This window comes from Streptomyces sp. NPDC046887 (assembly GCF_040644755.1).
GTDB lineage: Bacteria > Actinomycetota > Actinomycetes > Streptomycetales > Streptomycetaceae > Streptomyces > Streptomyces lichenis.
The window spans coordinates 590,761-602,868 of the sequence record NZ_JBEYXH010000001.1 but is presented as its reverse complement, the minus strand read 5'-3'; the positions used below and the strand labels follow the sequence as shown (position 1 = coordinate 602,868).

The following is a 12,108-nucleotide window of genomic DNA, read 5'->3' as shown; positions in this document are numbered from 1 at the left end:
CCCGTAGCACCGCCTGGTCCCGTAGCACCGTCGCCCGCGCCGCTCCCGGCGTCCGGGATGTCGGAGGAGGCGGCGTCGGCGGCATCGTCCGCGTCGGCGTCGGCGGAGGCGGAGGCGGAGGCGTGCGAGGAGTCGTCGGCGGGGCCCTCGGCGAGGCCCTCAGCGCCGGCGGCGTTCCCGGCGCTCCCACTGGGGCCGGCGGCGTTCCCGGCGACCCCGGAGGCGTTCCCGGCGCTCCCCCCGGCACCGGCGGCGTTCCCGGCGGCACCGGCGGCGCTCTCGGCGCTCCCCCCGGGACCGGCGGCGTTCCCGGCGGCACCGGAGGCGTTCCCAGCGCTCCCCCCGGCTCCTGCCGGCGCGGTAGCGCCGAGATTCCCGGGGCCCGGCCCCTCGGCCTCCGCGGACGCGGTCCCGCCGGGGCCCCCGAGACCCGGCCCCTCGGCCCCCGCCCCGGCCGCAGGCCCGCCGTCCCCGGCCCCCGCCGGCGCGGCACCGCCGAGATCCCCGGGGCCCGGCCCCTCGGTCTCCGCGGACGCGGGGCCCGTCGGCCTGGTCGCCGTTGCCGGGTCGCCGTCAGCCCGTACGCCCATGGGTCGCTCTCTTTCGGTGTCGTGCCGTCTCTCGCGGTCGGGCCGGGTGTCGGTCAGGCGGTCTCGGTGGCGGCCGCGGCGCGCTCGGCCGCCTCGACCACGTTGACCAGCAGCTGCGCCCGGGTCATCGGGCCGACGCCGCCCGGGTTCGGGGCGCGCCAGCCGGCCACCTCGTTCACCCCCGGGTGCACATCGCCGACGATCTTGCCGCTCTCGTCCCGGCTGACGCCCACGTCCAGCACCGCCGCGCCCGGCTTGACGTCCTCCGGCTTGATCAGGTGCGGTACGCCCGCGGCGGCCACGATGATGTCCGCCCGGCGCAGATGCGCGGAGAGGTCCCGCGTACCGGTGTGGCACTGGGTCACCGTCGCGTTCTCGGAGCGGCGGGTGAGCAGCAGCGGCATGGGGCGGCCGATGGTGGTGCCGCGGCCGACCACCACGACCTCCGCGCCGTTGATCTCCACCCCGTGCTTGCGCAGCAGGGTGATGATCCCGTTGGGGGTGCAGGGCAGCGGCGCGGGCTCGTTGAGCACCAGCCGGCCGAGGTTGGTGGGGTGCAGTCCGTCGGCGTCCTTGGCTGGGTCCATCAGCTCCAGGATCCGGTTCTCCACGATCCCCTTGGGGAGCGGGAGCTGCACGATGTAACCGGTGCAGGCGGGGTCCTCGTTCAGCTCGCGGACGACCGCCTCGATCTCGTCCTGGGTGGCGGTGGCGGGCAGTTGGCGCTGGAGGGAGGCGATGCCGACCTCCGCGCAGTCGCGGTGCTTGCCGGCGACGTACTTGTGGCTGCCCGGGTCGTCGCCGACCAGGATGGTGCCGAGGCCGGGAGTGACGCCCCGGGCCTTGAGGGTGGCCACGCGGGCGGCCAGTTCGGACTTGATCGCGGCGGCGGTGGCCTTGCCATCGAGAATCTGGGCGGTCATGGGTCCATCCTCCCGGATGAACCCGTCCCTGTTCCAATTCGCGGGCGGTCCCCCGTACCGGTCGGTCCGCGGCGGCGCGGACCGGTGTCCCGGCCACGCTTCCACCCCAGGGGTCGGCCGAGGTTGCACTTGCACAACGCCTCGTTCTATCGACTGGACAAGCGGTCTCGGCAGCGACCACGATGATCCGCGCAGTGCCGCGGGCAGTGCAGGGGGGCAGAACCGCAGGAAACGGGCACCAACGTTCCTCCGCGCGGGCCGCGCCGTCCCCGCACCACAACGGAGGAAACCCGCCATGAGTTTCGGCGACCCCAACAACCCCTACGGCCAGCAGCAGGGCCAGCCCCAGCAGCCGGGCTACGGCTACCCGCAGGGCGGCCAGCCCCCGCAGCCCGGCTACGGCTACCCGCAGCAGGGCCAGCCGCAGCAGCCCGCGCAGCCCGGCTACGGCTACCCGGCCGCTCCCCCGGCCCCGGCCGCCGCTCCCGGCTACGGCTACCCGGGCGTGCCGGCGTCGATGCCGGGCCTGGTGACGACCGCACGCGTGCTGCTCTTCATCGTCGGCGGCCTCCAGATCATCGCCGCCATCGTCTTCGCCTTCGTCGTCGCCGCCGCGCAGGACATCTCCTCCGAGGTGGGCGCCGGCGACGCGACCAGCGGCCTGGCGGGCCTCGGCTTCATCCTGGTCCTGATCCTGGTCGCCTTCGCGCTGTGGGCGATCATCCTGGGCGCCAAGATGGGCAAGGGCGGCAACGGCGTGCGGATCACCACGATCGTCTACGCCTCGCTCTTCCTCGTCCTGAGCCTGCTCAACTTCGGCAACGGAACGGCCAGTTCGGTGGTCAGCGCGCTGATCGGCCTGGCGATCGGCGGCATCATCCTCGCCGCGATGCTCACCAAGGACGGCGCGGCCTGGTTCAACCGTCCGCGCTACTGACGGTCCCCCGCGGCCGAGAGCCCCGGCCGGCAGTCGCGGCCGAGAGCCGCAATCGCATCACCGGATGATGGAGGAAGACCCCGCATGAGCTTCGGCGCCCCCGGCAGCAGTCCCTACGGCCCGCCCGAGGACAAGCCCGCGCAGCCGGGTTACGGCTACCCGCCCGCCGCCCCGGCCTACGGCGGCGGTTACCCGGGCGTGCCCTGGGCGATGCCGGGCGGGGTCAAGGCCGCCCGCGTCATGCTCCTGGTCATCGGCGGCCTTCAGGCCGTCGCCGGCGTGGTGATGGTCGTCGCCTCCAGCTGGTTCGCGGACCTGATCACCGATAACGCCAGGACGTCCGGCGCCCGCTCCGAGGACGTCGACACGGTCGCCTCGATCGGCGCGGGCATCATGATCGTGATGGGTGTCCTCGTGCTGGCCTTCGCCGTGTGGGGGCTCATCACCGGGATGAAGCTGGCCAAGGGCGGCAACGGCATACGGATCTCCGGGATCGTGTACGCCTCGATCGTCACCTTCTTCAGTGCGGTCAGCCTGCTCGGGGCGAACCTGTTCGCGCTGATCAGCGTGGTACTCGGCATCCTGATCATCGTGTTCCTGGCGAAGGCGGAGTCGGCTGCCTGGTTCAGGCGCCCGCGCCACTGAACCGCCGCCCGCGGTACGCGAGAACGACGGAGCCCTTCCCGGCCTGCCCAGGCCGGGAAGGGCTCCGTCGTCGGTACGACCACCGGACGCCGGCCGTCACCGGAAGAAGCGCCGCCTCAGCGGAAGAAGCGCCGCCTCAGCGGAAGAAGCGCCGCGTCAGTGGAAGAAGTGCCGCGTCCCGGTGAAGTACATGGTCACCCCGGCCTTGCGGGCCGCCTCGACCACCTGCTCGTCGCGGACCGAACCGCCCGGCTGCGCCACGGCCTTGACGCCCGCCGCGGTCAGCACCTCCAGCCCGTCCGGGAACGGGAAGAACGCGTCGGAGGCGGCGTACGAGCCCCGGGCCCGCTCCTCGCCGGCCCGCTCCACGGCCAGCTTCGCCGAGTCGACCCGGTTGACCTGGCCCATGCCCACGCCCACGCTGGCGCCGCCCTTGGCGAGCAGGATGGCGTTGGACTTCACCGCGCGGCAGGCCCGCCAGGCGAAGGCCAGTTCGGCCAGCTCGTCGGCGGACAGCGCCTCACCGGCGGCCAGCGTCCAGTTCGCCGGGTCGTCGCCGTCGGCCTGGAGCCGGTCGGTGACCTGGAGCAGCGCGCCGCCGTCGATCGGCTTGACCTCGACCGTGGCGGCCGGAGCGCCGGAGGCCCGCAGCACCCGGATGTTCTTCTTCTTCGCCAGCGCCTCGACCGCGCCGTCCTCGTAGTCCGGGGCCACGATGACCTCGGTGAAGATCTCGGCGACCTGCTCGGCCATGGCCACCGACACCGGGCGGTTGACCGCGATCACCCCGCCGAACGCGGACAGCGGGTCGCAGGCGTGCGCCTTGCGGTGCGCCTCGGCGACATCCGCGCCGGTGGCGATCCCGCACGGGTTGGCGTGCTTGATGATCGCCACGCACGGCTCGTCGTGGTCATAGGCGGCCCGGCGCGCGGCGTCGGTGTCCGTGTAGTTGTTGTACGACATCTCCTTGCCGTGCAACTGCTCGGCGCCCGCGAGGCCGCCGCCCTCCTCGGAGAGGTACAGCGCGGCGCCCTGGTGCGGGTTCTCGCCGTAGCGCAGCACATTGCCGCGCTGGTGGACGGTGCCCAGGAACTCGGGGAAGCCGGAGTCGTCGGCCGGGGCGTACTCGGCGGCGAACCAGGAGGCCACGGCGGTGTCGTACGCGGCGGTGTGCCGGAACGCCTCGGCGGCCAGCCGCTTGCGGGCGGTCAGCTCGAACCCGCCGTCCTTCACCGCGTCCAGCACCTGCGCGTACCGTCCCGGGGAGGTGACCACCGCGACCGAGGGGTGGTTCTTGGCGGCGGCGCGGACCATCGACGGGCCGCCGATGTCGATCTGCTCCACGCACTCGTCCGGGGTGGCGCCGGAGGCGACCGTCTCACGGAACGGGTAGAGGTTCACCACCACCAGCTCGAACGGCTCCACGCCCAGCTCGGCGAGCTGCTCGCGGTGGGCGTCCAGCCGCAGGTCGGCGAGGATGCCGGCGTGCACCCGCGGGTGCAGCGTCTTGACCCGGCCGTCCAGGCACTCGGGGAAGCCGGTCAGCTCCTCGACCCGGGTGACCGGGACGCCGGTGCCGGCGATCCGGGCCGCGGTGGACCCGGTGGAGACCAGCTCGACACCGGCCTCGTGCAGCCCCCGGGCGAGCTCCTCCAGCCCCGTCTTGTCGTAGACGCTGATCAACGCGCGACGGATGGGCTTTCGGGTGGGCTTATTCACCGACATGAACCTTTCGTCCCTCAATGCGGTAGCCGTGCCGGGCCAGACGCCCCACGACCTCGACGAGCAGCGAGCGCTCGACTTCCTTGATCCGCTCATGCAGAGCGGCCTCGTCGTCCTCGTCCCGGATCTCGACCACGCCCTGGGCGATGATCGGACCGGTGTCGACGCCGTCGTCGACGAAGTGGACGGTGCACCCGGTGACCTTGGCGCCGTACGCGAGCGCGTCGCGCACCCCGTGGGCCCCGGGAAAACTGGGCAGCAGAGCGGGGTGGGTGTTCACCGTCCGCCCGCCGAAGCGCTCCAGGAACGCCTTGCCGACGATCTTCATGAACCCGGCCGAGACGACCAGGTCCGGCTGGTACGCGGCGACCGCCTCGGTGAGCGCCCGGTCCCACTCCTCGCGGCTCGGGTGGTCCCCGACCCGGACCGTGAAGGTCGGCAGCCCGGCGCGCTCGGCCCGCTCCAGGCCCGTGATCGCGCCACGGTCCGCGCCGACGGCGACGACCCGCGCCCCGTACCCCTCGGGGTCGGCGGCGATCGCGTCGAGCAGGGCCTGCAAGTTGGTCCCGGATCCGGAGACCAGGACGACGAGGCGGGCGGGGGCGGCGGCCACGGCGGGACTCTTTTCGCGTTGCGGCGGTGGGGACCTGGGGTGGGGAGTACGGAGTGGGGTAGTGCGGACGACCGGCCGGGGCCACCGTTTGTACGGTCGTACGAACGGATCATGCCTCTCGATACGGGGAACCCTACGAGGCGGCCGATCGTCAGCAACGATACCGGCACACCCGACCGCCCCCACGGGACGGGGGCGGACCCGACGGGTAGCGTCTGGGGCAGGGCCGCCCCGGCACGGGGCGGGCACGACGACACAAGACCCGGCAGCGACGGGTCTGAGGGGAAGACGTTCACCACATGCCGGACCGACGCCGCCGCACGGCCATCCACCTGCTGTCGCGGGACCGCCAGTCCACCGACCCGGCGGGCTCCGGGCCCGGTTCCGGGTCGTCCGGATCCTCCGGCTCGTCCGGGTCTTCCCGGTCCTCGGGGTCCTCGGGGTCCTCGGGTGACGAGCAGAACCCGTTCGCCCCGCCCCCCGAGGGCCGCCCCGACCAGCCCTGGCAGCCGCGCCGCCCGGAGGGCGAAGGGTCCGGGGACGGGGACGAGGGGTCGTCCGAGGGCGGCGAGCGGAACCGGTCGCCCTGGGGCCAGTGGAGCCCCCGGCAGCCCGGCCGCTCCTCCGGCGGCTGGGGCAGCCGGCCGCAGAACGGCGACCAGCGCGACCAGCAGGGCGGCGGTCCGGGCGGCGGGCAGAACACCTCGACCCCTCGGGTCGACATGAAGGACCCCGCCCAGCGCCGGGCGCGCTACGCGCTGCTCGCCGGTATGTGGGGCTTCTTCTTCGCGCTCTTCGACCTCACCGAGATCGGCCTGCTGCTCGGCGCCCTGGCCCTGTACTGGGGCATCAGCTCGCTGCGCGCCCGCCGGTCCGCCGCGACCGCGACCGACGCCACCCGGCCGGCCACCGGTGCGGCCCCCGCTCCGGCCGCCCCGGCCAAGTCCTCGGGCGGCGGCCGGCCGCAGACCACGGCCGCGATCAGCGGGGTGGTGCTGGCCGCGATCACCCTGGCGATCGTGGCCGGTACGTACACGGTCCAGCTCGCCTACCGCGACTACTACACCTGCATGGACGACTCGCTGACCCGCAGCGGTCTGCTGGCCTGCAACGAGCGGCTGCCCGAGCCGCTGCGGGACGTCTTCGGCGTCCAGGACTGACGCGCCCCCGACGGCCTCCACCGACGGCGACGGCCCCCACCGCGACTGCGCGGCGGGGGCCGTCGGTCACTCAGCCGCCGAGGGGGACGGAGTGCCGCCCTCCGCGGCCTCCCCGCCCTCTCCGTCCTCCGGGTCCGCCATGTCGGTCTCATCCGGAGTGTCCGGCAGCGGCGGCGGCCCCACCAGTGGGTTCGAGGCCTCCTTCAGGGCGGCCCAGCGCGCCCGGCGGGCCTCCGGCTCCTCCCAGTCGGCCGGCAGGAACCCGTAGACCGCCCCCTGCTCCGGGGCCTCCTCCCGGGCCGTCGGCAACGGCGGCGGCGACTCCTCGTACGCGGCGAACTCCCACGCCTCCCGGGCCTCCCGCCGTACCCGCCAGGCCCGCAGCAGCAGGGCTCCCGGCAGACCGACCGCCGCCGTCCAGCCCATCGCCGCCGCCCCGGTACGCCACCAGACCGGGCCGAACTCGGCGAGCCGCGCGGTGCCCAGCGGCCCGCCCGCCGCCGCCGCGAGCCCGGCCATGGCCGCCCCGCAGACCACCGCCGCCAGCAGCGCGGCCACTGCCGTGTCCCGTACCCGCGCGCCGGTGCGCCGCCCGGCCTGGCGGGCCACCGCGACCCCGGCGGCCAGGGAGACCAGCGCGCACGTCCAGTGCGGCCAGCTTCCGGGGCCGTCCCCCGGGACCGCGGCCAGCAGCGGGAACGGCGGCAGCCCCGCCGTGCCGGTGGCCGACAGCGGGGTGGCGGTGGCGGCGGCACCGACCGCGAACCCGGGCCCGAGCCCGTACGCGGCACCCCAGACGGCGGCGTTCGGCAGCAGGGCCAGCGCCAGCAGCACCACGCCGGTCCGTCCGGACCAGGTCCCGGATAGCCCCAGCAGGGCGTCCCGGGCGGCCCCGATGTGCCAGACCAGGGAGGCCAGCACCAGCAGCGCTCCCCCGGCCAGCAGTACGGCGGTGGCAGCGGCTCCGGCCCGTACCGCGACGGTGGTACGCGAACGGGCCAGGGCCACCCGCAGCCGCTCCGGCGCCCAACCGGGCAGGGGGCCGGGCGGCCGCCCGTACGCGACCCACACCCCGGCGGCGGCCGACAGCACGGCGAGCGGGACCAGCCGCAGGGCCGCGCCGAGCGGGTCGACGGTCAGCGGGCCGCCGGTCCCCGCGTAGCCGGTCGCCCCCGCGGCCACCAGCAGATAGCCCCCGGAGACGGCGGCCACCACGGCACCGGGCGGGGGCGGCCGGCCGTCGTCCTCGGGGTCGGCCGCGTCCCGGGCGGTCCGGTGCACCAGCCAGGCGGGCAGGGCGACCAGCAGCAGCGGAACCACGCCGACGGGGGCGAAGGTCCCGGCGGGGACCGTGGGACGGGCCAGCTCGGCGCCATGCGCCAGCAGCCACAGGGCGGCGGCCACATGCAGGGCGCCCCCGGGGCCGCTGTCCGGGTAGGGGGAGCCGATCCACAGGGCCAGCACCACGACGGTGACGGCACCGAGTCCGAGCCCCGCCGCGAGGGCGCCGCGCATACAGAGCCCGGGAAGGACCCCCGAGAGGCGGCGGACGGTCGTCGTTCCGATCACCCGGGCCATGGTGCCAACGACACGCGCTTGATCCGGGTAACGGGCGAAGAGCCGGTGTGGCGCGCAATATACGCTTATGTACTTTTCGCCCTCCGCCGACGGCCGTCCTGCCGGGGGCCGGCCATGACCCGGACCGCGACCACCTCCGAGCCCGACGAGTTCCACGAGTCCGGCGCGCGATCGCCCGCCGGGCCGTCCGACGGGCCGCCGGACCGGGCCGGGAAGCCCGACGCCCCGCCGCCAGGACCCACTCCTCCGCTGCCGTCCGCCCGGGAACGGCGCCGGCTCCGGGAGGCGAGGAACCTCTCCGAGGAGCAGCTCGCCCGCATGCTGGGGGTCACCCGGGCGACGGTGCGCTCCTGGGAGAACGGGCGCACCACCCCGCGCGGCCGCAAACGCCAGGCGTACGCCAGGATCCTGCACGCCGCACCGGAGAAACCGGTGGCGGAGACCATGGACGCGGGCGGGAGCCCCGGTCCCGATCCCGCGCGGGAAGCGGCCGCGGCACCCGCCTCCGTACCGGCATCCCAGCCCGCCTCCGTAACCGAGCCCGCCTCCGTAACCGAGCCCGAGACCGTAATCGAGCCCGAGCCCGAGACCGAAATCGCACCGGATCCCACGGCCGACACCAGCACCGACGCCGTCACCGACACCGACACCAGCACCGATGCCGACGCCGTCACCGACGCCGAGCAGGCGGCCGACGCGGGCACCGGCTCCGACGAAGCCCCCACCGCGCACCCGGCGGAGCCCTCCGCGGAGGCCGTCTCCGCGCCCGCCGCGGCGTTCGACGCGCTGTACGAGGCGGCCGCGCCCGGGCTGGTCCAGCAGGCCTATGTGCTGACCGGGCGGCGCAGGCTGTCGCGGGAGGCGGTGGAGTACGCCTTCCATCTGGCCTGGGAACGGTGGCCCGAGGTCGCCGTGGACCGGGATCCGGCGGGCTGGGTGCGGGCCGCCGTGCACGAGTACGCGCTCTCGCCCTGGCACCGCTTCCGGCGCTCGCAGCGCACCCCCGACTCCCCCGGCGCCGACCGCGCCGCCCAGGCGCTGCGGGCCGCGGTGCTGGAGCTGCCGCCGGTGTACCGGCGCACCCTGCTGCTCTACGACGGGCTGGGCCTGGACCTGCCGGAGACGGCGGCCGAGACCGAGGCCAGCACCCCGGCGGCGGGCAACCGGGTGCTGCACGCCCGGGCCGCGGTGGCCGAGAAGGTGCCCGAGGTGGCCGATCCTGCGGTGCTGCACAAGCGGCTGACGTTTGTGCTCACCAAGGGCCCTGCGGTGTCGCTGGCCGCGCCGCGCTCGGTCCGCAGCGGCAGCGAGCGCCGGATCCGGCTGTGGACCCGGGCGGCGATCGTGCTGACGGTGCTGATCGTCGGGGCGACCGCGTTCACCCTGGCGACCGCCCCGACCTCGTACCAGCCGCCGCTGGCGCCGGGCGAACCGGTGGCCGGGGTGCCGGTCCTCAGCGGGCCGGAGCGGAGCCTGACCCGGGAGGACGCTGCCCTGCGCGACCGGCTGCGCTCCGAGCCGGCCGGCGGCCCGGCCCGGCTGGTCCCCCAGCTGCCCTGAGCGCGGCCCCGGGTACGCGGACGGGCCCGCCGCCGGTTGCGACCGGTGGCGGGCCCGTTCTGCTGTTGCCGTGCGGAGCCCGGTGGGGCTCCTGGTGGGGCTCAGCCCTCCAGGATGGCGCGGGCCAGCTTGGCGGTCTCGGTCGGGGTCTTGCCGACCTTGACGCCCGCGGCCTCCAGGGCCTCCTTCTTGGCCTGGGCGGTGCCGGAGGAGCCGGAGACGATGGCGCCGGCGTGGCCCATGGTCTTGCCCTCGGGCGCGGTGAAGCCCGCGACGTAGCCGACGACCGGCTTGGTGACGTTGGCCTTGATGAAGTCGGCCGCACGCTCCTCGGCGTCGCCGCCGATCTCGCCGATCATCACGATCAGCTCGGTCTCCGGGTCGGCCTCGAAGGCCGCCAGGGCGTCGATGTGGGTGGTGCCGATGACCGGGTCACCGCCGATGCCGACCGCCGAGGAGAAGCCGATGTCCCGCAGCTCGTACATCATCTGGTAGGTCAGGGTGCCGGACTTGGACACCAGACCGATCTTGCCCGGCTTGGTGATGTCGCCGGGGATGATGCCCGCGTTGGACTGACCGGGGGTGATCAGACCCGGGCAGTTGGGGCCGATGATGCGGGTCTTGTCGCCCTTGGACTTGGCGTACGCCCAGAAGGCGGCCGAGTCGTGGACGGCGATGCCCTCGGTGATGACGACGGCCAGCGGGATCTCCGCGTCGATGGCCTCCACGACGGCGGCCTTGGCGAAGGCCGGCGGCACGAAGAGGACCGAGACGTCGGCGCCGGTCTTCTCGATCGCCTCGGCGACCGAGCCGAAGACCGGTACGGAGGTGCCGTCGAAGTCGACGCTGGTGCCGGCCTTGCGCGGGTTCACGCCGCCGACGATGTTGGTGCCGTCACCCAGCATGAGCTTGGTGTGCTTCATGCCCGTGGCACCGGTCATGCCCTGGACGATGACCTTGCTGTCCTTGGTCAGGAAGATAGCCATGGTGTTTCCGACCTCGTCCCTTACTTCGCAGCCGCGAGCTCGGCGGCCTTGTCGGCCGCACCGTCCATGGTGTCCACGCGCTGCACCAGCGGGTGGTTGGCGTCGGACAGGATCTTGCGACCCAGCTCCGCGTTGTTGCCGTCGAGCCGCACGACCAGCGGCTTGGTGACGTCCTCGCCCTTGGACTTCAGCAGCTCCAGGGCCTGCACGATGCCGTTGGCGACCTCGTCGCAGGCGGTGATGCCGCCGAAGACGTTGACGAAGACGGACTTGACGTCCGGGTCGCCGAGGATGATCTCCAGGCCGTTCGCCATGACCTCGGCGGAGGCGCCGCCACCGATGTCGAGGAAGTTGGCGGGCTTGACGCCGCCGTGCGCCTCACCGGCGTAGGCGACCACGTCCAGGGTGGACATGACCAGGCCGGCGCCGTTGCCGATGATGCCGACCTCGCCGTCCAGCTTGACGTAGTTGAGGTTCTTGGCCTTGGCGGCGGCCTCCAGCGGGTTGGCCGCCGCCTTGTCCTCCAGCGCGTCGTGCTCCGGCTGGCGGAAGTCGGCGTTCGCGTCCAGGGACACCTTGCCGTCCAGCGCGATGACCCGGCCGTCGGCGACCTTGGCGAGCGGGTTGACCTCCACGAGGAGCGCGTCCTCGGCGACGAAGGTCTCCCAGAGGGTGACCAGGATGTCGGCGACCTGGTCGGCGACCTCGGCCGGGAACTTCGCCTGGGCGACGATCTCGGCGGCCTTCTCCTTGGAGACGCCCTCGTTGGCGTCGACCGGCACCTTGGCGAGCTTCTCGGGGGTCGTCGCGGCGACCTCCTCGATGTCCATGCCGCCGGCGACGGAGGCCATCGCCAGGAAGGTGCGGTTGGTCCGGTCGAGGAGGTACGAGACGTAGTACTCCTCGGCGATCTCCGGGGCGGTCTCGGCGATCATCACCTTGTGGACCGTGTGGCCCTTGATGTCCATGCCGAGGATGTCGGTCGCGCGGGCGACCGCCTCGTCGGGGGTGCCGGCCAGCTTGACGCCACCGGCCTTGCCGCGGCCGCCGACCTTCACCTGGGCCTTGACGACCGACTTGCCGCCCAGCTTCTCGGTGGCCTCGCGCGCCGCCTCAGGCGTGTCGATGACTTCACCGGCCAGCACCGGTACACCGTGCTTGGCGAAGAGGTCCCTCGCCTGGTACTCGAACAGGTCCACGCGCGTCCGTCCCTTTTCTGGTGATCGCGGTTCGTTGTCTGCGTGGGCGTGCCGCGCGCCCGGTCAGGGCGGAGGGCAACGTGACTGCGCTGTCACAAGGGAGGCGTACACGGTGTCCGTGGACGCGGCATGTCCGTCTCGCAGGTTATCCCCGTCCGCCCCGGGCCCCTAAATCGCAGATCACAACCGAGCGGT

10 protein-coding genes are annotated in these 12,108 nt (G+C 74.0%); 4 read left to right on the top strand and 6 right to left on the bottom strand.

Features of this window, described 5'->3' with window-relative positions:
* Positions 1 to 643: 643 nt before the first annotated feature.
* Positions 644 to 1,513, bottom strand: coding sequence for a bifunctional methylenetetrahydrofolate dehydrogenase/methenyltetrahydrofolate cyclohydrolase (locus ABZ945_RS02740; RefSeq protein WP_361262671.1), 870 nt, complete (start codon positions 1,511 to 1,513; stop codon positions 644 to 646).
* 295 nt (positions 1,514 to 1,808) lie between these two features.
* On the opposite strand from ABZ945_RS02740, the gene ABZ945_RS02735 reads away from it, so the two are divergent.
* Together ABZ945_RS02735 and ABZ945_RS02730 are read left to right on the top strand one after the other, a co-directional pair.
* A complete protein-coding gene (locus ABZ945_RS02735) occupies positions 1,809 to 2,450 on the top strand; it encodes a hypothetical protein (RefSeq protein ID WP_361262668.1) in 642 nt (213 codons plus the stop codon).
* Positions 2,451 to 2,534: 84 nt separating this feature from the next.
* On the top strand, positions 2,535 to 3,095 hold the full coding sequence (locus ABZ945_RS02730; RefSeq protein ID WP_361262666.1) for a hypothetical protein: 561 nt from the start codon (positions 2,535 to 2,537) through the stop codon (positions 3,093 to 3,095).
* A gap of 156 nt (positions 3,096 to 3,251) precedes the next feature.
* On the opposite strand, the gene purH is transcribed toward ABZ945_RS02730, so the two are convergent.
* On the bottom strand, positions 3,252 to 4,820 hold the full coding sequence (gene purH, locus ABZ945_RS02725) for a bifunctional phosphoribosylaminoimidazolecarboxamide formyltransferase/IMP cyclohydrolase (RefSeq protein ID WP_361262663.1): 1,569 nt from the start codon (positions 4,818 to 4,820) through the stop codon (positions 3,252 to 3,254).
* On the bottom strand, positions 4,807 to 5,430 hold the full coding sequence (gene purN / locus ABZ945_RS02720; protein WP_361262660.1) for a phosphoribosylglycinamide formyltransferase: 624 nt from the start codon (positions 5,428 to 5,430) through the stop codon (positions 4,807 to 4,809). Before purN ends, purH begins: the two co-directional genes overlap by 14 nt.
* 299 nt (positions 5,431 to 5,729) lie before the next feature.
* On the opposite strand from purN, the gene ABZ945_RS02715 reads away from it, so the two are divergent.
* Complete coding sequence (locus ABZ945_RS02715; protein ID WP_361262657.1) at positions 5,730 to 6,590, top strand: hypothetical protein; 861 nt, start codon at positions 5,730 to 5,732, stop codon at positions 6,588 to 6,590.
* Positions 6,591 to 6,656: 66 nt separating this feature from the next.
* Here the strand turns inward: ABZ945_RS02715 and ABZ945_RS02710 are convergent, their stop codons facing one another.
* On the bottom strand, positions 6,657 to 8,159 hold the full coding sequence (locus ABZ945_RS02710) for a DUF6350 family protein (protein ID WP_361262654.1): 1,503 nt from the start codon (positions 8,157 to 8,159) through the stop codon (positions 6,657 to 6,659).
* A 123-nt stretch (positions 8,160 to 8,282) separates the two neighbouring features.
* On the opposite strand from ABZ945_RS02710, the gene ABZ945_RS02705 reads away from it, so the two are divergent.
* Positions 8,283 to 9,728 carry a helix-turn-helix domain-containing protein gene (locus ABZ945_RS02705; RefSeq protein ID WP_361262652.1) on the top strand — a complete coding sequence of 482 codons (1,446 nt, stop codon included), beginning with the start codon at positions 8,283 to 8,285 and terminating at the stop codon, positions 9,726 to 9,728.
* A 101-nt stretch (positions 9,729 to 9,829) separates the two neighbouring features.
* On the opposite strand, the gene sucD is transcribed toward ABZ945_RS02705, so the two are convergent.
* Together sucD and sucC are read right to left on the bottom strand one after the other, a co-directional pair.
* Positions 9,830 to 10,714: a succinate--CoA ligase subunit alpha gene (gene sucD / locus ABZ945_RS02700; RefSeq protein ID WP_361262649.1), complete on the bottom strand. Its 885-nt coding sequence runs from the start codon at positions 10,712 to 10,714 to the stop codon at positions 9,830 to 9,832.
* Between the two features lie 20 nt (positions 10,715 to 10,734).
* Positions 10,735 to 11,913, bottom strand: coding sequence for an ADP-forming succinate--CoA ligase subunit beta (gene sucC / locus ABZ945_RS02695; protein WP_361262646.1), 1,179 nt, complete (start codon positions 11,911 to 11,913; stop codon positions 10,735 to 10,737).
* Positions 11,914 to 12,108: the final 195 nt, after the last annotated feature.